Consider the following 19,855-nt stretch of genomic DNA (forward strand, 5'->3'; position numbering starts at 1 on the left):
TCTACTTTTTATTTTCTCTATCGGCAAAATTGCCATTTTGCTGAATAGTAGCGATGCCAGCCGTCCTTGCAACGAGCCTGTCGTTGTACTCTTTTCTCATGTGCTGTGGTATGGTTTTTTGCGTTAGTGCAAATAAAATAAGCCCAACATAAAGCACCAAATAGACATAGATAAAGCCAAATGCGCCAAAAATTTTCATCGCATAGCTCATAAGAAGCGGCGAGAAAAGCGAGGCAAAAGAGTAGCTAAAAAGTAGCGCGCGTGCCACTTGGACGCTCTTTGTCTTGTCTGTGATCTCGTCATTTGCCCTAGCAAGCGAAAGTCCGTATGTGCAGAAAATTCCGCCGCCAAAGAAAAATGAAAGTATGTATTGAATGATCAAATTTGAGCCATTTAGTAAAAAGAGTGCTGCGCTAACTAATGCCACGGCACTGCAAAGCAAGAGCGCTGGGCGTCTGCCGTATTTATCTGAAAAGCCTCCGATAAACGTTTGAGCTAAAAAGCCCCCAGCCATCGCTATGGTCATAAAAAATGACGCCTCTTTTGCACTATATCCTTGAAGCAAGACAAAGAGACTTGCCATAGAGAAAAAGCCATTTATCGCTAAGCCCGCAACTAGCGCTCCCACAAGGGCTAGCGGGACGATGCCAAAAATTTTAGGGATGTTTATAGGTTGGCGCTGTGGGATTTGAGGCTGGTTTATGCGGATTAAATTTAAAGGTATGCTTGAGAGCATGATAAAGGCTGCGCTGATGATGAAAATTTCAAATGCGCTAAGATCAAGCGCTAAGATCAAAATTCCAAGTCCAAAACTCGTGTAGAAAACGCACTCGTAAAAAGCGATGACACGCGATCTTATCTTGTTTGGGATCTTAGCGTTTAGCCAGCTTTCTATAACCATCAAAAGTGCGTAGTAGCAATATCCCAAAAAGGCTCGCAAAATCGCCCAAAAGATCAAATTTTCACTTATGGCGTGAAGCATGGCAGAGACTGCAAAGATAGCTGAAAAGATAGCAAAAGCTCTGATGTGGCCGGTGGTTGAGATGACCCTGTGCGCTGTGATCGTGCTAATTAACGCTCCTATGAAAAATCCAGTGTTAATTAGTCCAATCGCAAGTTCGCCTACACCATTTTGCTTAAGAAGCGCGCTACAAGATGCGATGACTAGGCCATTGCCTATAAAAAGTAGGCTCATACCTAAAAATAGCGGCCCCATCGAGCGAATGATCCTAAAGCTACTTGCCATCTGCGTCCTTTCTCAAATTATTTTGCATTATCCCAAAGATAAAAGCTCCAATGGGCATCGGAGCAAGCCCCACTAAAAAGCCGGGCACGTTTAGTAAATTTTCATTTTTTAAAAATATAAATCCAAAAAAAAGTATCGCGTAAGCAACCAAGCGATAAGGCATAAAAGCTGCCGCAAAGCTTCTATCTTTAAATGAAAATTTCTGCTTTTTTAGCCTTGCTTTTTCATCTTTTAGGCTAAATTCTTTTGCCTCATTTTGGGGCAAATTTTCTTCGTCCTCTTCATCCTCTTCATCCTCTTCTTCTATCTTGGCTAAAATTTCATCTCTTGCATTTTCTAGCCTTGAGTTTATGCGATTTTTATAGGCAAAAAAGCTAGCCGTTAGGATGATAAGCGAGGCAAAAAATGAAATTTGCGAGCTTATAAAAAATTGATTTGATATAAATTTGCCAACCACGCTAAGGGCTAACCAAAGCGCAAAGTAGCAAATAAAAAGCCTGCTAATCGTCCTCGTCATCATCGTCTTTTGTGTAGCCTTTATATCTAGTCTCGTCCTTTAGCTCATCTAGGCTTTTTACCTGCGCTTTGTATGCCTTATAGACATTTAAAATGGCAGCTGCGATGCCAAAGGCAAGCCCTATCCAAAGTGCTGGCGTGAAATTTATAGCCTTTTTTACAAGATATCCTAGCCCAGTGCCGATCACCACAGCCACGACCATCGATATGCCAAGACTTAGCTGCTCAGCTCCTGCTACGATATCTTTTATCTTAAATTTTGCCATTAAGCTTTTATCTCCAAAAATGCCTCTTTAGCTGCATTTACCGCTAGATCGATATCCGCTTCACTCATCGCATCGCAGATAAATCCAGTCTCAAACTGGCTAGGCGCTAGATAAATTCCACGCTTAAGCATCGCTTGGTGAAATTTAGCAAAGAGTTTTGTATCGCTCTTTAGCGCATCGTCGTAGTTTTTTACGGCATGATCTGTAAAAAAGTAGCCAAACATCGAGCCACGAACCTCGGTTTGGATGGTGATGCCAGCACTTTTTGCAGCCTCTTTGAAGCCGTCCATTAGTTTTTTAGCTAGTTTTTCAAGTCTGGCGTATAAATTTACATCGCTATTTATCTTTGAAATAGCCGCTATGCCAGCGCTCATCGCCACTGGGTTGCCACTTAGCGTGCCTGCTTGATAGACAGCACCTTCTGGACTTAAGCAGTCCATGATCTTAGCTTTGCCACCAAAAGCAGCGACGTTCATGCCTCCACCTATAACCTTGCCAAATGTGACAAGGTCAGCATCCACTTCGTGAAATGGATATGAGCCAAGGCGAGAAGCTCTAAAGCCGCTCATAACCTCATCAAGAATGAGCACAGCGCCAAATTTATCGCAAAGCTCTCTAAGCTCACGTAAAAATTTCTTATCAGCTGGCACAAGCCCCATATTTCCAGCGATTGGCTCGATTATGACGACGCCTATCTTGTCTTTATTGTTCTCAAAAATGGCTTTTACGCTCTCTATATCGTTGTAGATAGCTAAAAATGTGTTTTTTACAACATCTTGTGGCACGCCGCCGCTTGAAGCGTTGCCGTATGTCGTAGCGCCACTTCCTGCTTTGATAAGAAGTGCGTCGCTGTGTCCGTGGTAGCAGCCTTCAAATTTGATAAGTCCGTCTTTTTTAGAGTAGCCTCTAGCCACTCTGATAGCGCTCATGGTAGCCTCCGTGCCAGAGCTAACGAAGCGAATTTTATCTATTTGTTTAAACTCGTCACATATTAGCTTTGCTAGAGCGGTCTCTTTTGGTGAGGGAGCGCCATAAGATACGCCTTGTTTTACAGCAGAGATGATCGCCTCTTCGATATCTTTGTCGCAGTGACCAAAGATGAGCGGGCCCCAACTTTGGATGAAGTCAAGATATTTTTTGCCCTCGACGTCGTATAGATAAGCACCCTTTGCGTGATCTATCATCACAGGCTCGCCACCAACGCTGCCAAATGCACGAACAGGTGAATTTACACCGCCTGGGATATATTTTTTAGCTTCACTAAATGCCTCTTTATTTGTCATTTTTTATCCTTTTGATTTTGTGTTTTTAAATTTGTCTTTTGATTATCTTTTTGATTTGTTACTGGCTTTGCTGGTGTCTTTTGTGCCTGCGTAGTGGCTGGCTTTGCGGGCTCAGCTGGTTTTACTGGTGGCTTTTGTGCCTGCGCGGTGGCTGGCTCTACTGCTTTTGCGCTTGGGGCAGCTTTAGCAGGTTGCTCTGGCTGTTTTTGCGTAGCAGCAGGCGTGGCAGGTTTGGTTAAATTTTGCGATTTTGTCACTTTTGCAGGAGGTTTCATCTGATTTGTGATGTATTCATAAAGGATGGTCGTCTCCTCGTCTGTCAAAAAGTAGCTTGGCATGACGCCCTTTGGCTTTGTAAGAGCTGCTTTAAAGCTTTCAAAATCTATATCATTTATCTTTGGCGCTCTAAGCTCGTCATCGACCGTTTTGTTTGCTTTTTTGTCAAAGTGCTTATATTTAGAGATTAGGCTGCCCTCGCCCTTTGCGCCGTGACATTTATCACAGCCTATGCCACGTGGATTTAGGTAGAGCATCTTGGCGTACTCGGTCTTTGTGATAAAATCAGCACCAAAAATCGCCACGCAAAAAAGCAAAATCAAAAAAACAGACCTCATAAACCTCTCTTTTAAAAATTTAATTTATTTTTAGGTATGATACCACCCTTGTGATTAAAAAAGCTTTTAAGTAAGGATCGAATATGAAAATTTTAGACGGAAAAGCCGTATCTTTAAAGGTCAAAGAAAGCGTAAAAGTAAGAGCTGATGAGCTAAAGAAATTTGGTATCGAGCCAACCTTAGCCGTCGTCTTGGTCGGCGAAGATAAGGCATCTCAAACATACGTTAGAGCCAAAGAGAAAGCCTGCAACGAATACGGCATAAAAAGCGTGGCTCACCGTCTAAGCGAAAATACAACCCAAAATGAGCTACTTGCCCTTATAAACGTGCTAAATTTAGACGATAGCATCCATGGCATCTTGGTTCAATTGCCACTGCCAAAGCACATCGATACAAACGTCGTGCTCGCAGCGATCGATCCACGAAAAGATGTAGATGGTTTTCATGCTGTAAATGTTGGCAAGCTTGTTAGCGGGCTTGATGGCTTCGTGCCTTGCACACCGCTTGGCGTGATGGAGATTTTGAAAGAGTATGGCATAGATGTAGCTGGGCTAAATGCAGTGGTGATCGGCAGAAGCAACATCGTTGGCAAACCTATGGCAAATTTACTCCTAAATGCCTCTGCAACGGTTACAGTGACACATAGCAAGACTAAAAATTTAAAAGAAATTTGCAAAAATGCTGACCTTATCGTTGCAGCCATTGGCAAGCCATTTTTCTTAAAGGCTGATATGGTAAAAGATGGCGCAGTAGTCGTTGATGTGGGTATAAACAGACTTAATGATGGCAAGCTTGTGGGCGATGTGGATTTTGACGAGGTCGCACCAAAATGCTTATACATCACGCCTGTTCCTGGCGGCGTTGGCCCGATGACCATAGCCATGCTTTTAAACAACACAATCCTTGCTGCACAAGCAAAGATAGCTAAAAATTAAAGAGTGAGATAATGAAGAGAGCTTTTACTAAATTTTATGACTTTTGCTCGAGCTGGACAGGCACGGTTATCATCGTTTTGCTTGTCATTTTCTTTGTAGCTCAGGCCTTTGTGATCCCGTCTGGTTCGATGAAAAACACGCTTTTGGTTGGGGATTTTTTATTTGCTAAAAAGTATGTTTATGGCATACCAACACCAAGAATTCCATGGCTTGAGGTAAAAATTTTACCTGAGCTAAATGACAATGGTCACCTCATCACAGGCGATGGTCCTGCAAGGGGCGATATAGTCGTATTTCGCTATCCAAACGATGAGAAAACTCACTTTGTAAAGCGCTGCTTTGCAACTAGCGAGGACGAGATCGTCTTTACTGAAAAAGCCCTATATCTACGCCCAAAAGAGGGAGATAGCTTTATAAAGGCAAACTGCCGTGAAAATTTAAACGGCAAAGAGAGTAAATTTGGCTACTCGTGTAGCGATGTTGTCGAGCTTGATGGCAAACTTTTCATAAAAGAGCCATATAGATTTAGTGGCATCCACTACGATGAAAATGTAAATTTATTTGAGCAGATGGTTTTCATGCTAAATACAAACAAATCAAACGTTTTTATGAAGCCAGCGCTCATTAGCTCACTACCGCAAAATCCAAATTTTAACTTTAACGCTTTTTATGTCAAAGTGCCAAAAGATGAGTACTTTATGATAGGCGACAACCGCGACCACTCAAACGATAGCCGTTTTTGGGGAAGCGTGGCTTATAAAGATATAGTTGGTCAGCCTTGGTTTATATATTTTAGCTGGGACAATAACTACAATGTGCGCTGGGAGCGTATCGGACGCTTTGTAGATACGATAGAAAACGATGAGTTTTTCACAAAACAAGCTTTAAAAGAGGGAGAAGTTGATGGACTTCACTAATTTTGACCCCATAAAAGTCGCCACTATCGTCCTCTCTTTAGTGATCACCATCGTCGGTCACGAGATCGCTCACGGATATGTCGCTTATAAATTTGGCGATAACACCGCAAAAAATCTTGGCAGACTTAGCATAAACCCTATAAAACACATCGATCTTATTGGCACTATCATCGTGCCACTGGTGCTTTATCTAAGCACTGGTATGATGTTTGGCTGGGCAAAACCAGTGCCAGTAAATACCTACACAGTCGTGCGAAATGGCGGCTACAAGGCAGCTATCTACGTAAGTCTAGCTGGCATTTGCTACAACGTCATCTTAGGCATCTTATCGCTTTTTGTGCTAAAGGCTCTGCTAAATATAGAAACCTTTGAAATTTTACTTCAGTTTTTATTTACGCTTGCGCTTTTAAATTTGATGTTAGCAATATTTAACCTCTATCCGATACCGCCACTTGACGGCTTTCACGCGCTCGAGTACGCGCTTAGAAATTTTGGTTTTCACGCACTAGCTGAGAAGCTTGAGAGCATCTCAAGATACGGCTTTGTCATCCTTATCATCATCCTCGTCTCACCTTTAAAAGATACTATATTTTATCCGACAAGATACGTTTTAGATATCGCGAGCGCCTTTATAAACGGCTAAATTTAGAGCAAATTTGCTCTAAATTTTTGGCTTTGTGATCTTATAAGAGTACTCTTTTTTAAATTCCTCTTTTGGTGCAAGGCTAAATTTAAGCTCCACCTTGCCATCTTTGCTGATATCTTTTTTATCAAAGCCCTTTATCTCGACCTTTACCACCTCGTCGGCAGATACTGGCACGCGCTCGACCAAGGTGACATCGACACTTTTACTTGAGTTATTTTTAACACTTATCTCATAGCCCTCTTCGCTTATGCGATCCTTACCAAGAAACGAGCTCTTTTTAAATTTATTTAAGCGCTCTTTTTTAAGCTCGATTAGCTCGTTTTGTCCTAAAAATAGCTGCACTGGCTCATCTTTAGCTTTCATCTCAAACTCGCTTGGACTGCCAACACTCACGCCATTAACGTAAAACTGCGTTTTAGCTGGAGTTAGATCATCATTTAGCTTAAAGCTAGCTACGTTATATGCCTTTAGTGAGCCGTAAAAATCAGCAAAAACGCTAAAATTTGCATCCATTTTTTGCGTATCATAAGTTATATATTTGCTCTCGCCTTTTGCTAAATTTATCCCATCTATCTTCCAAATTTTGGCAAACTCATTTTCATCTCTTTGCACACGCATATCAGCGACCTCAGCGGCGACTTTCGCGGCTCTTAGCATATTTTTCGAAGCGCCGTAACCATCAGCCTCCGCCTCGCTCTCCTCGTACCAAGGGTAAAACTTGCTTGGAGCAAGCGCCTTTTGATATCTGGTCGGATAGATGGCGAGCTTTAAATTTTTAACATCGCTGGCAAATGGGTTGGTGAGTAAAATTTCTTGTTTTATCAAGATATTTTTGTTTTTTGTGTCTGCATAAATTTCATTTAGCGTCTTTGGGGCCTCATCATCCATATATGAAAGCGTCGCCTCTTTTTGGTCGCAAGCAAATTTCATATCAAGCTGCAAAAATCCAGCCATCTCGCTCTTTGGTTCATTTTCTTTAAGCGCTTCAAGCTCACTTTTAGCAGCTGAAATTTTCTCGATGTTTTCTAGGCTAAATTTATAAAACTCATCAGCTCTTTTTGTCACATCGTTACTTTTGTTTTCTTCTACTAAAGCTTGCTCTATAAACCTACCTCTTGCATTTAGCGCCTCAAGCTTGTTATTTAAATTTGCAACTTCTTGCTTCCATTTTATGTAACTTGGGCTATTTTCTTCGCTGATCTTTTTTAGATAAGCATTCGCGTCACAATCCCCATTTATCGTGATGTTCTCACTCTGCACACCCTCTGGCACAAAGGCGCTAAAAGAGCTATTTGCGTCACTAAATTTTTGAGTGATGATGGTTTGATCTGTGTAGATCTCTATCAAATTTTCATTTGCAAAGGCTAGCGTAGAAGCCACTAAAAAGAGCACTTTTTTCACATTTTCTCCTTTAAATTTTTGGTAAATTATAGCTTCATTTTGGCTGAGAGTAAAATTTTATTTTAATGCAACTTTGACTATAATCAACAAAAAATTTAACGGACTTTTCATGAAGATAGACAAAGTTTTCTTAGCTAGCGATCACGCTGGTTTTGAGCTAAAAAACGAGCTTAAAGAGGCTATTAAAGGGCTTGGATACGAAGTAGTTGATCTTGGCACAAACGATAAAAATAGCGTTGATTACCCTGATTATGCGCATTTGCTAGCAAGCAAGCTTGAGCCTAACTGCTACGGCGTGCTAGTTTGTGGCACTGGCATAGGCATCTCAATAGCTGCAAACAGGCACGAAAACGTAAGATGCGCCCTTTGCCACGACGAATTTACCGCTAGACTTGCAAGAGAGCATAACGACGCAAACGTAATCGCTTTTGGCGCAAGAGTTATTGGCGCTGGCGTGGCTATCTCAGCTGTTGAAGCCTTTTTAAAGACTGAGTTTGCAGGCGGCAGACACGAAAGAAGAGTCAAAAAAATAGAGCTTGAGGCAGGCAAATGATAGGCGAGTGGATCGTTTTTACCGCTCTTGTTTGTGCTGCGATCTACCTAACCGTCATGGTTTTTTACTTCAAAACGCTTCTAAAAAAAGAGCGTGCAACAAAAGATTTTATGAAAAATAACCTCCAAGACACTGAGGTTGTCATAAGAAAATTTCAGATCCAGCTCCAACGAAGTCTAGGCAACATCGACATCTTGACAGACGAGCTAAACAAAACTAAAAACGACGTGACCTCACTTCGCACAAGAAATTCCCAGTACCGCTTAGAAAACGACAAGCTAAGACAACGCATACGTGAGCTTGAAGGCAAGATCGAAGCGCTACTATAACCTCAAATTTAAGGAAATTTATGAAAATTTTAGATCAAAAAGGCAAAGAATTTTTACTAAACTCTATTCGCTGCATAAACGACTTCCCAAAGCCTGGCATAGTCTTTCGCGACATCACGACGCTACTAAACAACAAAGAGGCATTTAACTTTTTGATAGATCATTTGGTAGCTAGATATGAGGATGCAAAGATTGATTACATAGCTGGCATCGAGTCACGTGGCTTCATCTTTGGCGCAGCGCTTGCAGCAAGGCTAAGGCTGCCTTTTGTGCCTATTCGCAAGCCAAAAAAACTGCCTTTTATCACGCTTTCTCAAAAATATAGCCTAGAATACGGCGTTGATGAGGTTCAAATTCACATCGATGCTTTTGGAGAAAAAGCGGGTGCAAGAGTGCTTTTGATGGACGATCTTATAGCCACAGGAGGCACTGCAAAGGCTTCAGTTGAGCTTATCAATCAAACTAACGCAACCTGCGTAGAAGCTTGCTTTATCGTAGATTTAGTTGATCTAAAAGGTAGCGAAAAGCTAAAGTCGCTTACTAAAATTTACAGTGTTTTAGAGGTTTAGAATGGAAGAATTTTTTATAGAACTGCTTAAAGAGTACGGCTACATCATACTTTTTGTCTGGTGTATCATGGAGGGCGAGATGGCCTTAATAATGGCTGGAATTCTCGCTCACACCACGCACATGCACATCGCGCTTGCTATCTTTGTGGCTGGACTTGGAGGCTTTGTGGGAGATCAAATTTACTTCTACCTTGGCCGTTACAATAAAAAATACATCGCCAAAAAGCTTCACACGCAGCGGAGAAAATTTGCAGTGGCGCACATAATGCTGAAAAAATACGGCTGGCCGATCATCTTTTTGCAACGCTATATGTATGGTTTTCGTGTCATCATCCCGCTTTGCATAGGACTTACTGGCTATGACGCTAAAAAATACGCCTTTATAAATTTGATCAGCGCTTGGTGCTGGGCGGCGATCACGACCATACCTGCTTGGATACTTGGTGAGCATATACTTGTGCTGCTTCAAAAAGCAAAAGAGCACTGGTATGTCGCTATCCCAGTGGTTGCCATATTTATGGGGCTTTTGATCTACACATTTAAGCGCATCGAAAATAAAATTTTAAACGAAAGGAGAGACAGAAGACATGCAGTTTCAAATAGTTGATAAAAAATTAAAAGATATAAAAGCTGATATTGAACTAATTTTCGTAATAGATAAGGAGTTAAAACATAAATTTATAGGCGATAAAGAGGCTATTAAATTTAACAATTACAAAGGCGATAGCGTCCTTGTCCTAAGCGAGGCAAAAAGAGCTTACGTGCCACTTTCTAAGCTTGATCTTGACGAGTTTAGAGTTGCAGCCGCTAAAGCTTATAACGCACTAAAGTCACTAAACATTAAGAGCATAAAGCTAGCTTCTTACGTAGCGGAGTGCCAAAAACTAAGCTTTGAAGCACTAGCTGAGGGCTTTTTGCTTGGGAGCTATGAATTTAACAAATATAAAGAGAAAAAAGAGAAATACACCCTAAAAGAGATCATCTTTTCTACTGAAGAATTTGTTGGCAAAAAGGTCGATCTAAAAGCTGCAAATGAGGGCTTCAAAGAGGCAGATATAATAGCAAGTGCTACAAATTTCACAAAAGATATCGTAAATGAAATCCCAGAAATTTACACACCACAAAAGATGGCGCAGGACGCTTTAAATTTAGCCAAAAACATCGCAAGCATAAAGTGCGAGGTCTATGACGAGAAATTTCTAGCTAAAGAGAATATGAACGCATTTTTGGCGGTAAATCGCGCAAGCGTGCATAAACCAAGGCTCATCCACCTAACCTATAAGCCTAAAAAGTCTAAAAAACGCATCATCTTTGTTGGTAAAGGCCTAACATACGATAGCGGCGGCCTTAGCTTGAAGCCGGCTGATTATATGCTCACTATGAAATCAGACAAAAGCGGCGCAGCAGCAGCTCTTGGCATCATAAAAGGTGCAGCAGAGCTAAATTTACCATTTGAAATTCACGCCATTTTGGGTGCGACTGAAAATATGATCGGCGGCAATGCTTATAAGCCAGACGACGTGCTTATCTCAAGAAGTGGCGTTAGCATAGAGGTGAGAAACACTGACGCAGAGGGACGTTTGGTGTTGGCTGACTGCCTAAGCTACGCACAGGACTTTAAGCCAGACATCCTAATCGACATGGCAACCCTAACTGGCGCTTGCGTCGTGGGACTTGGCGAATACACAACAGGCATCATGGGCAACAGCGAGAGCCTAAAAAGCGAGTTTAAAAACAAGATAAAAGATAGCGGCGAGCTCGCGACTACGCTTGATTTTAACCCTTATCTTAGCGAGCTTATCAAAAGCCAGATCGCAGACGTTAGTAACTGCGCCTCAAGCAGATATGGCGGCGCGATCACAGCTGGCATGTTTCTAGCTAAATTTATCAAAGATGAGTATAAAGATAAGTGGCTACACCTTGATATCGCAGGTCCTGCATACCGCGAAAAAGCTTGGGGATACAACCAAGCAGGTGCGAGCGGAGCAGGAGTTAGGATGAATTTATACTTTTTACAAGCACTTAGCAAGGAGAATTGATGGGACTTTCAGTTGGAATAGTAGGCCTACCAAATGTGGGCAAATCAACGACATTTAACGCACTTACAAAGGCGCAAAATGCCGAGAGTGCGAACTATCCGTTTTGCACTATCGAGCCAAACAAAGCCATCGTGCCAGTGCCTGACAAGCGTCTAAATGAGCTTGCTAAAATAGTAAATCCAAATAAAATTCAGTATTCAACCATCGAATTTGTAGATATCGCAGGCCTTGTAAAAGGGGCGAGCTCAGGCGAAGGACTTGGCAATAAATTTTTATCAAACATCAGAGAGACCGAGCTTATTTTGCACATAGTTCGCTGCTTTGAGGATGAAAACATCACTCACGTCGAAGGCAGCGTCGATCCAGTAAGAGACATCGAGATCATCCAAACCGAGCTGATACTAGCTGACATCGAGCAGCTAAATAAAAAGATAGAAAAGCTCACAAGAGAGGCAAAAGCAAACGCAAAAGGCGCTAAAGAGGCGCTTGAGATAGCAAATTTGCTTCTTGCTCACCTAAATGATGGCAAAAGCGCAAGCAGCTTCGAGCAAAGAGATAGCGAGGCATTTTTAGCACTAAACAAAGAGCTAAGACTACTAAGTGCAAAAGAGGTAGTTTATGGCGCAAATGTCGATGAAGAGGGACTTAGCGAAGATAATAAATTTGTAAAAGCGCTAAAAGAGTATGCTAAGGCCTCAGACCACGAGGTGATCAAGCTTTGTGCCAAGGTCGAAGAAGAACTAATCGGCCTAAGTGACGAAGAGGCTCACGAGTTTTTGGCATCTCTTGGCACGAGCGAGAGCGGCCTTGAAAAGATCATCAAAACGTCTTTTGCAAAGCTAAATTTAATAAGCTATTTCACAGCTGGCGTCGTAGAAGTAAGGGCTTGGACGATCACAAATGGCTGGAAAGCACCAAAGGCAGCAAGCGTCATCCACAACGACTTTGAGAGAGGTTTTATCAGAGCTGAAGTGATAAGCTACGAGGACTACATCGCACATGGCGGCGAAAACGGAGCCAAAGAGGCTGGCAAGATGAGACTTGAGGGCAAAGAGTATATCGTGCAAGATGGCGACGTGATGCACTTTAGGTTTAATGTCTAAATTTAGCCCTTTTTGGGCTAAATAGCTAAATTTTGTAGATAAAATATTTAAGCCTTGGGTTGGCAAGGCAAATTTAAATTTTTATAACAACTTAATAAAATATCTTTTAAAAAATACGATAAGTCGTAATCTTATATCTTATTAATATATTTAAATAATGTAAAAGCTATCGACTTAGTAAAACAAATACCAGCTTACAGATGAGCCTATCAAATCTTAATCCTAGAGAAATTTTGGTAGATAAAATAATGTGCTCATCATCTTTTACAAGCCTTCATACCTATAATATTTTGAAGACTATAACTCATATTATAATGGATATATAAAAATTTACTCATATGCTTAGCGTATTTATTTTACAAGTCCGACTGCTTCAGCAAATTTAAGCTCTTTGTTTTTAAAGAGATTGTATCAGATCACATCTTTTTCGCTAAGTATGACAATGGTTGAGCCAAGCTCGAAATTTCCAAGACGCTCACCCTTTTTGATGTGTAAATTTTCATACTCATAAATTTGTGTAAAATTTGCCATCGCATTTGTCTGGATGCGATCATCAAAGCCAAATTTCATCTTGCCAACATTTAAAAACTAGGGTCGTTAGATAGGATAAATTTATCTTGGCATTAGTTATTCTTTTTAAAGCCAAACAACGCAAATTTACCCTTGCAGGTCAATTTGCCGCCTTGCAAATTTAATTATTTATCTTTTTGCAAATTCTTTTTATTATCCCTATACGCCATAAAGCACGCACATATAAAAACAAAAATCGTTATGGCTAGGATCAAATTTTGCCCTGGCATGAAAGCTCCTACTTTGTAAATCTAAACCTCTTTTGCGCTGTTTTTAAAGACATTTACCACGCTGGCTCGTTTGTGGCAAATTTCAGCATACTCTTTCTCGCTTTTTGAGTCATAGACTATGCCAGCTCCAGCTCCGATAAAGACGTCGCTAAAGCCGTTTTTGGCTGGCACAAAGATAGCTGAGCGGATGAGGATCGCAACCTGAGCGTCGCCATTAAAATGCAAAAATCCAATGCCCCCGCCATAGATATTTCGCTCAAAAATTTCAAGCTCATTAATTATCTGCATCGCTCTGATCTTTGGCGCACCGCTTAGCGTGCCAGCTGGGAAGATGCTAGCTAGCACGTCAAAAAGGTTAAGCTCCCTAGCACACTTGCCATAGACGTCGCTCACGATGTGCATCACTTTTTCAAATTTCTGGATGTGCATCGCATTTTTCACGACTACACTCTTTGGCTCTGAGACCCTGCCGATGTCGTTTCTGGCAAGATCGATTAGCATCTTATGTTCAGCCAGCTCCTTTTCGTCGCTTAGTAACTCATTTTCAAGTGCCTCATCAGCGTTTGCGTCGCCGCCTCTTGGTCTTGTGCCAGCGATTGGTGCTACAAAAATTTGCTCGCTTTTCATCTCAAAAACAAGCTCAGGTGACGAGCCGACCACATCGCCATAAGGCGTAGGAAAATGAAACATATATGGGCTAGGATTTGCTATGGCAAGCTTTTTGTAAAAGTCTAGGCTACTCATATTAGTTGAAATTTCAAGTAGCTTCCCAAGCACCACCTGAAAGACGTCGCCGCTTCTTATGTATTCTTTTGCAACTTCAACCATATCTTCAAAGTGTTTCTTTTCGCTACTAAGATCAGTTTTTATACTAAATTCGCACTCTTTTTCAGTGCCATTGCCTCCCTTTAAATTTAGCAAAAAGTCATAATACCTCTCTTTATCTCCATAAAAAGTGTAAATTTTACTCATCTTATCAAAGTGCAGATATGCTTTAGCGTCAGCGTAGATAAATTTTGGGAACTCATACTTTTTAGCTTTCTCTTCGCCGATATACTCAAAGTATCTCACACCATCATAAGCAAAAACGCCAAAAAGTCCAGCAAAAGGTGCGAGCGATCTGTTACGATTAGTATCAAAGTAGCTTCTAAGTCCGTAAAAGTCCATATCTTTTTCGTCGATATATTCGCAGTCTATGCCGATTATCGTTTGCGTCTTGTCTTCAGCAAGGTAGCTATTTTTAAATTTCTCTCTTATCGCTTCATAATAAAAAAGTGGTTGTTCTAAGAGCATATTTTTCCTTTTAAATTTTTATTGATTATAAAAAATTTTCGCTTTTACTTTTTAGAATTTTGGCTAAATTTTTAAATTTACGCCTTTTTTACTATTTTTTTAAGAGCCCCTTGGCTAAAATTTGCACCAGTCGAGGGAGAAAAAATGCTTTTTGTAGAACTATTTATAATCGGTATCGGCGTTGGTTACATCGCTGGGTTTTTTGGCATCGGTGGCGGCACGGTCGTCGTTCCTACCATGGTCGCCTTTGGATACGACGTGAAAACAGCCATTGGCATAAGCGTCATGCAGATGATCTTTAGTGCGACATTTGGCTCGTATCTAAACTACAAAGCTGGGCTTTTAAAGCTAAATCGCGGCGTCTTTTTGGGGCTTGGAGGCTTGGTTGGAGCTAGCTTTAGTGGCATCATCGTATCGCACGCGCCTGCACTTTTACTTGAGTCTATGCTACTTGCGACATTTGTCTTTTCGCTTATAAAACTATACTTTTCACCAAACAGCGACGGCTCAAATGCGAATAATTCGCTCTTTTTGCTATTTTTAGTTGGCGTTTTTGTTGGCGTTTTTGCCATTAGCATCGGCATCGGTGGAGGCGTCTTTATCGCTCCTATCTTGGTTGGCTTTTTGCGTTATGAGCTTAAAAAAGCCGTTTCTATGGGCGTGTTTTTCGTTATGTTTGCAGCCATTGCCGGCTTCATCTCACTCTCACTAAATGGTCACATCTCATACGCTGAGGGCACATTTTTAGGTCTTGGCTCGCTAATAGGCGCATACTTTGGCACCAAAAAGACGCAACATACCGACAAAAAAACACTCAAAAAGTGGTTTTTAGTCTTTTACATAGCGATGATATGTTTGATATTAAAAGATATGTTTTTTGAGTAAGAGCATGGCTAAATTTGCCACGCTCTTTTGCTAAATTTCTTCAAAAAAGTAAGCTTCGCTTAGTTTAAAAGCAAGCTCTTTTAGCTCATCTTCGCTTAAATTTACGCTCTTTGCGATCTCTTTAAAGCTAGCCTTGCCGTCAAATTTCAAGGCTGCTTTGATCTCCTCAAGGCTTAAACTAAGCTTGCCATTTAGCTCATTTGCCAAAGATATGACTGGCGAGCTAGCCTCTAAAAAATATCCCAGATACGCCGCTGCCATAGGCTTTAGCCTAGTTTTTTTAGGCTCGTATGTGAGTGCAGCAAGCTTAGATGATGAAATTTTGGTGTTTTGATCATTTAAAATTTCAAGTAGCCCCATAAATGCTTCACTCTCACTCTCTCCAAGTGCAGCCTTTACTTCACTTAAATTTAGACTTTGCGGATAGGCTTTGCTTAAAATTTCTTGCGTTTTTGTCCTTGGCTGCTCGCTAAAATAGGCAAAATAAATCCTATCAAGCTCGCTCTCTCCAAGCACCGCGTCAAAATCATCAGCGCCACCAAGCCTTTCTTTGTGCGCGATGAGGCTCTTTCTAAATGATCTATTAAACAAAAAGTCGTTTAGCTGCTCTTTCTTGATGCGAGTGTTGTAGTTTTGCTCGATGTGCGCGTCAAAGCGGTAGATCCCAGTTGAACTTGCAAAGATATCGTTTAGTGAGGCGTCTATGACGTAGCAAAGTCCGTGTTTGTCGATGTGTTTAGCAAATTTATGAAAGTATGTTGGCTCGTTGCTAGCCTCCAAAAAGTCATGCAAAATGTAATAATCACTCCCCTTTGCGATGATGCCTTGCAAGAAATTTAACTGCGTCAAAAGTAGCTTCATGCTGTCTTTATAGACGACGTCGCTTTGGTTTTGCAGGCTAAATTTCAAATAATCCTGCAAAAAATTTAGCTCCTCTTTGACGTGAGGTAGCGACTCTTTATCGCCCCTGTTTGCGCTTGCAAAGATCATGAAGTCTCTTAAGATATCAAGGCTCTTCCAACCTGGGTAGGTGTTATAAGAGACGTAGGCGATGCCATCTTTGCTAAGTAGCGCCTTGATCGTAGCAAGTAGCGCGTCTCTTACGTTTGGGCTCACCCAGCTATAAACGCCGTGAGCGATGATGTAGTCAAACTCGCCAAACTCTTTTATGTCGTGCTCATTCATGTGTAAAAAATCGCGCTCAAGAAGGGTGAAATTTTTTAAACCCATCTTCTTTGCGATCTTGTTGCCCTCTTCTACTTGGTGGCTTGAGATGTCGATGCCAACGACCTTTGCTTCTTTGTGCGAAGCTGCAAATGGCAAGATATTGCCGCCATACGATGAGCCAAGCTCCAGCACTCTAGCATCTTTTAAATTTGCCACCTTTAGCCCAAGAAATTTAGCAACCGCCTCTATCCTAACAGGCGAGCAGTCGCTAAATGCAGCTGAGAAATAAGGAATTTCGTCGTAAGCTTTTTTTGCCTTGTTCATCAGCCGTGCTTTCTGGCAAATTCTCTCATGAACTCGCCAAGTTTCTCAACGTCGCTTTGGCTAACGGCGTTGTAGATAGAGGCTCTTATGCCACCAAGATGTCTGTGACCTTTTAGTCCAAGCATGCCCTCTTTTAGCGCTTCTTCGACAAAAACTGGCTCAAGCGCATGATCTTTTGGTATCGTAAAGCTCACGTTCATATCTGATCTGCTTGATTTTTTAGCGTGACCCACGTAAAAGCCATTTGAGCTATCTATGATGCTATAAAGCGTGCTTGCTTTTTTAGCATTTATCTTCTCAACCTCGGCAAGTCCGCCAAGATCTAGCAGGTGCTGCATGGTTAAATTTAAAAGATAAATTCCAAAAGTTGGCGGTGTATTATAGAGTGAGTTTGCCTCTACGTGCGTTTTGTAGCGCAAAAACATAGGGACGTTTTGGCTGCTCACGCGATCAACTAGGTCTTTTCTTAAAATGACGATAGTCACGCCGCTTGGACCTGCATTTTTCTGAGCGCCACCATAAAGCAAGCCGATACTGCTAAAATCAAGCGGTCTAGCGAAAAAGTCGCTCGAAGCATCGACAACAAGGGGCGATTTGGTCTTTGGCATAGCCTTATACTGCGTGCCATAAATCGTGTTGTTTGAGCAGATATAGGCGTAGTCGGCATCGTCACTAAATTTAAACTCAGGGATGTAAGAGAAATTTTCATCCTCGCTGCTTGCTACGACATCTACATTTACGCCAAGCACTTTTGCCTCTTTGATCGCTTTATTTGTCCAAACTCCGGTGTTTGCGTACTCGGCCCTGCCACCTTGATATAAATTCATCGGTATCATGCTAAATTGCAAGTGTGCGCCGCCTTGCAAAAATAAAATTTCATACTCATCGCCGATGCCATAAAGCTTTCTTATCTTCTCCATCGCGCCAAAGTGGATCTCCTCAAAGGTCTTGCTTCTGTGGCTGATCTCCATGATCGAGTAGCCCTCGCCTCTGTAGTCGGTAAATTCTGCCTTTGCGTGCTCTAAAACATCTAATGGTATCGCGCTTGGGCCTGCGCTAAAGTTGATTTTTCTACTCATTTTTACTCCTTGATAATTGCTTTTTTATGTGTATTTTGCGAGATAAGCTCGATCTCATCATTCAAATTTAAATCCCTAAGATCAGCTCTCTTGCCATCTTTTCTAACCTCGATAAGCCCCTTCGTGCTCTCAAAAAAGAGCTCCCTCATCTCATAAGCCTTCTCTAGCGAGCTAAGGGCTGAGCCAAGAAGTAAGATCTTTCTTTGCACGGCATTTGTTAGGGCGTTTTGCTTGTTTGCCACCTCGCTAAATTTTAGCTCGATCCTAGCTTTTAGAGCGTTTGATGAAAATTTAGAAAGTAGTAAATTTAATAAATTTTGTTTCTTTGTGATCTTTAAATTTAAGGCGCTATCAAGATCATCGCTGAGCCTGTCAAGATACTGAAAAAACGCCTCTTCATCAGGCAAAAGATCAAGCATGGCTGCACTTGGTGTAAGCGATCTGCGGTCTGCTACAAAGTCACTTATAACGTAGTCTATCTCGTGTCCAATAGCGCTTATGACTGGCGTTTTTGTAGCGTAAATTTCGCGAGCTAGACCCTCGTCGTTAAAGCACCAAAGATCCTCTTTACTGCCACCTCCGCGAGCCAAAACGATCACATCGACGCCGTATTTATCGGCTCTGCGTAAGGCTTTTATAAGCGAGCTTGGGGCACTTTCGCCCTGAGTTAGTGCGTCAAATATATAAATTTCACTTAGTCTCCAGCGGCTTCTTACCACCTTTAGCATATCCTGAAGTGCGGCTGAAGTGGCGCTTGTGACAAGGGCTATTTTCTTAGGTAAATTTGGTATCTCTTTTTTTGCACCGATGTCAAAAAGCCCCTCGCTTTCGAGCTTTTCTTTAAGCTGCCTAAACGCAAGCTCAAGCTCGCCCTCGCCATCAGGCAGCATCGCGCTAGCCACTAGCTGATACGACCCACTTGGCGAATAAATGGTCACTTTGCCATAAATTTTGACCTTCAAACCCTCTTTTGGCAGAAATTTCACCTTTTGGTTATTCATGCGGTACATCACGGCTGAGATGCTTGACTTTTCGTCCTTTAGCGTGAAGTACCAGTGCCCAGAGGCGTGCTTAGTAAGGCGCGAAATTTCGCCACTTACCTCGACATAGTCAAGTGTCGCTTCAAGCAGCGCCTTTGCTTTTTCGTTTAGCTCAGATACGCTAAGCATTGATCTCTTTGACCTTTTTAGCGATAAATAGCGTTGAGATATCCATGCTAAAGCCCTTGCAAAGCTCTATCTCAAAGCCAGCTTCAACTAGCTCATCGCAAAAGCTCTTTGCGTCCAAGAAATTTTCGATCGAGCTTGGCAGATACTCGTATGCCTCTTTGTTTTTTGAGATAAAGCCGCCGATACTTGGCAAAATTTTACTTAGGTAAAAATCTCTTAGCGCAGTTATAAAGCCCTTTTTCTGGCGTTTGGTAAATTCGAGCACGACGACGTATCCGCCATCAGCCAAGACCCTGTTAAACTCCCTAAGCGCAGCCTTTCGCTCGACCACGTTTCTTATGCCGTAGCTTATGCTTAAAATTTGAGCCTCACCGCTTGCAAGCGTTGTATTATCAGCGTAGGCCTCTATAAATTTAAAATTTGGAAATTTCGCCCTCGCCTCTTTTAGCATGCCACTTGATGGGTCGATGCCAGTTAGGCTTTTCACCTCTACGCCAAATTCTTTTGAAATTTCACTCCAAAGCCCCATCATATCGCCAGTGCCGCATGCCACATCCACGATATTTATGCTTTTATTTTTAAAAATTTCTAGCATATATCTGCAGGCAAATTTCCTCCAGCTCACATCCACGCCAAGGCTTAGCACCCTGTTTGCGACGTCGTAAGTCGGAGCGATCTGGTTAAACATATCAACTATTTTTTCTTGTTTTTGCATAAATTT

20 protein-coding genes and 2 pseudogenes are annotated in these 19,855 nt (G+C 41.7%); 10 read left to right on the top strand and 12 right to left on the bottom strand.

Translation table 11 applies throughout. The features are described 5' to 3' along the window. Position 1: 1 nt before the first annotated feature. The 5 genes and pseudogenes from CYP05_RS05915 to CYP05_RS09975 form a co-directional block, all read right to left on the bottom strand. On the bottom strand, positions 2–1,246 hold the full coding sequence (locus CYP05_RS05915) for an MFS transporter (RefSeq protein WP_103642284.1): 1,245 nt from the start codon (positions 1,244–1,246) through the stop codon (positions 2–4). Then, positions 1,236–1,763 carry a hypothetical protein gene (locus tag CYP05_RS05920; RefSeq protein WP_258031526.1) on the bottom strand — a complete coding sequence of 176 codons (528 nt, stop codon included), beginning with the start codon at positions 1,761–1,763 and terminating at the stop codon, positions 1,236–1,238. The genes CYP05_RS05915 and CYP05_RS05920 overlap by 11 nt, the downstream gene beginning before the upstream one ends. Continuing rightward, a complete protein-coding gene (locus CYP05_RS05925) occupies positions 1,747–2,028 on the bottom strand; it encodes an AtpZ/AtpI family protein (RefSeq protein WP_103642286.1) in 282 nt (93 codons plus the stop codon). The genes CYP05_RS05920 and CYP05_RS05925 overlap by 17 nt, the downstream gene beginning before the upstream one ends. Beyond that, positions 2,028–3,311 (bottom strand): glutamate-1-semialdehyde 2,1-aminomutase, encoded by a 1,284-nt coding sequence (gene hemL, locus CYP05_RS05930; RefSeq protein ID WP_103642287.1) that lies wholly within the window; start codon positions 3,309–3,311, stop codon positions 2,028–2,030. Before hemL ends, CYP05_RS05925 begins: the two co-directional genes overlap by 1 nt. A gap of 278 nt (positions 3,312–3,589) precedes the next feature. After that, positions 3,590–3,925 (bottom strand): annotated as a pseudogene (locus CYP05_RS09975) (c-type cytochrome); the annotation flags it as partial. An 83-nt stretch (positions 3,926–4,008) separates the two neighbouring features. Between CYP05_RS09975 and folD the strand changes: the two are divergent. The 3 genes from folD to CYP05_RS05950 are packed head-to-tail and all read left to right on the top strand — an operon-like array spanning position 4,009 to position 6,420. Then, on the top strand, positions 4,009–4,860 hold the full coding sequence (gene folD / locus CYP05_RS05940) for a bifunctional methylenetetrahydrofolate dehydrogenase/methenyltetrahydrofolate cyclohydrolase FolD (RefSeq protein WP_103642289.1): 852 nt from the start codon (positions 4,009–4,011) through the stop codon (positions 4,858–4,860). An 11-nt stretch (positions 4,861–4,871) separates the two neighbouring features. Then, complete coding sequence (gene lepB, locus CYP05_RS05945; RefSeq protein ID WP_103642290.1) at positions 4,872–5,777, top strand: signal peptidase I; 906 nt, start codon at positions 4,872–4,874, stop codon at positions 5,775–5,777. Continuing rightward, complete coding sequence (locus tag CYP05_RS05950; protein WP_103642291.1) at positions 5,764–6,420, top strand: site-2 protease family protein; 657 nt, start codon at positions 5,764–5,766, stop codon at positions 6,418–6,420. Before lepB ends, CYP05_RS05950 begins: the two co-directional genes overlap by 14 nt. A gap of 18 nt (positions 6,421–6,438) precedes the next feature. Here the strand turns inward: CYP05_RS05950 and CYP05_RS05955 are convergent, their stop codons facing one another. Beyond that, the gene (locus CYP05_RS05955) at positions 6,439–7,824 is read right to left on the bottom strand and encodes a DUF4139 domain-containing protein (protein WP_103642292.1); all 1,386 of its coding nucleotides are present in this window, start codon (positions 7,822–7,824) and stop codon (positions 6,439–6,441) included. Positions 7,825–7,933: 109 nt separating this feature from the next. On the opposite strand from CYP05_RS05955, the gene rpiB reads away from it, so the two are divergent. From rpiB to ychF, 6 genes are read left to right on the top strand one after another with little or no spacing between them, the layout of a single operon-like run. Beyond that, a complete protein-coding gene (rpiB, locus tag CYP05_RS05960; RefSeq protein WP_021086444.1) occupies positions 7,934–8,377 on the top strand; it encodes a ribose 5-phosphate isomerase B in 444 nt (147 codons plus the stop codon). Beyond that, the gene (locus tag CYP05_RS05965) at positions 8,374–8,706 is read left to right on the top strand and encodes a hypothetical protein (protein WP_002939538.1); all 333 of its coding nucleotides are present in this window, start codon (positions 8,374–8,376) and stop codon (positions 8,704–8,706) included. The genes rpiB and CYP05_RS05965 overlap by 4 nt, the downstream gene beginning before the upstream one ends. A gap of 20 nt (positions 8,707–8,726) precedes the next feature. Further along, positions 8,727–9,275 carry an adenine phosphoribosyltransferase gene (gene apt / locus CYP05_RS05970; RefSeq protein WP_103606388.1) on the top strand — a complete coding sequence of 183 codons (549 nt, stop codon included), beginning with the start codon at positions 8,727–8,729 and terminating at the stop codon, positions 9,273–9,275. A gap of 1 nt (position 9,276) precedes the next feature. After that, positions 9,277–9,882, top strand: coding sequence for a DedA family protein (locus tag CYP05_RS05975; RefSeq protein WP_103642293.1), 606 nt, complete (start codon positions 9,277–9,279; stop codon positions 9,880–9,882). After that, complete coding sequence (locus tag CYP05_RS05980; protein ID WP_103642294.1) at positions 9,863–11,314, top strand: leucyl aminopeptidase; 1,452 nt, start codon at positions 9,863–9,865, stop codon at positions 11,312–11,314. Before CYP05_RS05975 ends, CYP05_RS05980 begins: the two co-directional genes overlap by 20 nt. After that, entirely contained in the window at positions 11,314–12,417 is a 1,104-nt protein-coding gene (gene ychF, locus CYP05_RS05985; RefSeq protein ID WP_103642295.1) for a redox-regulated ATPase YchF, read from the top strand. The genes CYP05_RS05980 and ychF overlap by 1 nt, the downstream gene beginning before the upstream one ends. Positions 12,418–12,828: 411 nt before the next feature. On the opposite strand, the pseudogene CYP05_RS05990 reads toward ychF, so the two are convergent. Together CYP05_RS05990 and CYP05_RS05995 are read right to left on the bottom strand one after the other, a co-directional pair. Then, a pseudogene (locus tag CYP05_RS05990) lies at positions 12,829–13,002 on the bottom strand (phosphatidylserine decarboxylase); the annotation flags it as partial. Between the two features lie 236 nt (positions 13,003–13,238). Next, on the bottom strand, positions 13,239–14,510 hold the full coding sequence (locus CYP05_RS05995) for an anthranilate synthase component I family protein (protein ID WP_103642296.1): 1,272 nt from the start codon (positions 14,508–14,510) through the stop codon (positions 13,239–13,241). A gap of 144 nt (positions 14,511–14,654) precedes the next feature. Here CYP05_RS05995 and CYP05_RS06000 point away from each other — a divergent pair, with 144 nt between their 5' ends. Further along, complete coding sequence (locus tag CYP05_RS06000) at positions 14,655–15,395, top strand: sulfite exporter TauE/SafE family protein (protein WP_103642297.1); 741 nt, start codon at positions 14,655–14,657, stop codon at positions 15,393–15,395. A 30-nt stretch (positions 15,396–15,425) separates the two neighbouring features. Here the strand turns inward: CYP05_RS06000 and CYP05_RS06005 are convergent, their stop codons facing one another. From CYP05_RS06005 to ubiE, 4 genes are read right to left on the bottom strand one after another with little or no spacing between them, the layout of a single operon-like run. After that, the gene (locus CYP05_RS06005) at positions 15,426–16,886 is read right to left on the bottom strand and encodes a class I SAM-dependent methyltransferase (RefSeq protein ID WP_103642298.1); all 1,461 of its coding nucleotides are present in this window, start codon (positions 16,884–16,886) and stop codon (positions 15,426–15,428) included. Beyond that, complete coding sequence (gene serC, locus CYP05_RS06010) at positions 16,886–17,965, bottom strand: phosphoserine transaminase (RefSeq protein ID WP_103581985.1); 1,080 nt, start codon at positions 17,963–17,965, stop codon at positions 16,886–16,888. The genes CYP05_RS06005 and serC overlap by 1 nt, the downstream gene beginning before the upstream one ends. Before the next feature lie 2 nt (positions 17,966–17,967). Further along, entirely contained in the window at positions 17,968–19,134 is a 1,167-nt protein-coding gene (gene xseA, locus CYP05_RS06015; protein ID WP_103612377.1) for an exodeoxyribonuclease VII large subunit, read from the bottom strand. Next, positions 19,127–19,849: a bifunctional demethylmenaquinone methyltransferase/2-methoxy-6-polyprenyl-1,4-benzoquinol methylase UbiE gene (gene ubiE / locus CYP05_RS06020; RefSeq protein ID WP_021086011.1), complete on the bottom strand. Its 723-nt coding sequence runs from the start codon at positions 19,847–19,849 to the stop codon at positions 19,127–19,129. Before ubiE ends, xseA begins: the two co-directional genes overlap by 8 nt. Positions 19,850–19,855 lie beyond the last annotated feature (6 nt).

The organism is Campylobacter concisus (assembly GCF_002913545.1).
GTDB classification, from domain to species: Bacteria; Campylobacterota; Campylobacteria; order Campylobacterales; family Campylobacteraceae; genus Campylobacter_A; species Campylobacter_A concisus_AV.

Excerpts from the sequence above, each read along its gene's own strand:
- CYP05_RS05915 (WP_103642284.1), bottom strand. The coding sequence starts at position 1,246 with ATGGCAAGTAGCTTTAGGATCATTCGCTCGATGGGGCCGCTATTTTTA.
- CYP05_RS05920 (WP_258031526.1), bottom strand. The coding sequence starts at position 1,763 with ATGACGAGGACGATTAGCAGGCTTTTTATTTGCTACTTTGCGCTTTGG.
- CYP05_RS05925 (WP_103642286.1), bottom strand. The coding sequence starts at position 2,028 with ATGGCAAAATTTAAGATAAAAGATATCGTAGCAGGAGCTGAGCAGCTA.
- hemL (WP_103642287.1), bottom strand. The coding sequence starts at position 3,311 with ATGACAAATAAAGAGGCATTTAGTGAAGCTAAAAAATATATCCCAGGC.
- folD (WP_103642289.1), top strand. The coding sequence starts at position 4,009 with ATGAAAATTTTAGACGGAAAAGCCGTATCTTTAAAGGTCAAAGAAAGC.
- lepB (WP_103642290.1), top strand. The coding sequence starts at position 4,872 with ATGAAGAGAGCTTTTACTAAATTTTATGACTTTTGCTCGAGCTGGACA.
- CYP05_RS05950 (WP_103642291.1), top strand. The coding sequence starts at position 5,764 with ATGGACTTCACTAATTTTGACCCCATAAAAGTCGCCACTATCGTCCTC.
- rpiB (WP_021086444.1), top strand. The coding sequence starts at position 7,934 with ATGAAGATAGACAAAGTTTTCTTAGCTAGCGATCACGCTGGTTTTGAG.
- CYP05_RS05965 (WP_002939538.1), top strand. The coding sequence starts at position 8,374 with ATGATAGGCGAGTGGATCGTTTTTACCGCTCTTGTTTGTGCTGCGATC.
- apt (WP_103606388.1), top strand. The coding sequence starts at position 8,727 with ATGAAAATTTTAGATCAAAAAGGCAAAGAATTTTTACTAAACTCTATT.
- CYP05_RS05975 (WP_103642293.1), top strand. The coding sequence starts at position 9,277 with ATGGAAGAATTTTTTATAGAACTGCTTAAAGAGTACGGCTACATCATA.
- CYP05_RS05980 (WP_103642294.1), top strand. The coding sequence starts at position 9,863 with ATGCAGTTTCAAATAGTTGATAAAAAATTAAAAGATATAAAAGCTGAT.
- ychF (WP_103642295.1), top strand. The coding sequence starts at position 11,314 with ATGGGACTTTCAGTTGGAATAGTAGGCCTACCAAATGTGGGCAAATCA.
- CYP05_RS05995 (WP_103642296.1), bottom strand. The coding sequence starts at position 14,510 with ATGCTCTTAGAACAACCACTTTTTTATTATGAAGCGATAAGAGAGAAA.
- CYP05_RS06000 (WP_103642297.1), top strand. The coding sequence starts at position 14,655 with ATGCTTTTTGTAGAACTATTTATAATCGGTATCGGCGTTGGTTACATC.
- CYP05_RS06005 (WP_103642298.1), bottom strand. The coding sequence starts at position 16,886 with ATGAACAAGGCAAAAAAAGCTTACGACGAAATTCCTTATTTCTCAGCT.
- serC (WP_103581985.1), bottom strand. The coding sequence starts at position 17,965 with ATGAGTAGAAAAATCAACTTTAGCGCAGGCCCAAGCGCGATACCATTA.
- xseA (WP_103612377.1), bottom strand. The coding sequence starts at position 19,134 with ATGCTTAGCGTATCTGAGCTAAACGAAAAAGCAAAGGCGCTGCTTGAA.
- ubiE (WP_021086011.1), bottom strand. The coding sequence starts at position 19,849 with ATGCAAAAACAAGAAAAAATAGTTGATATGTTTAACCAGATCGCTCCG.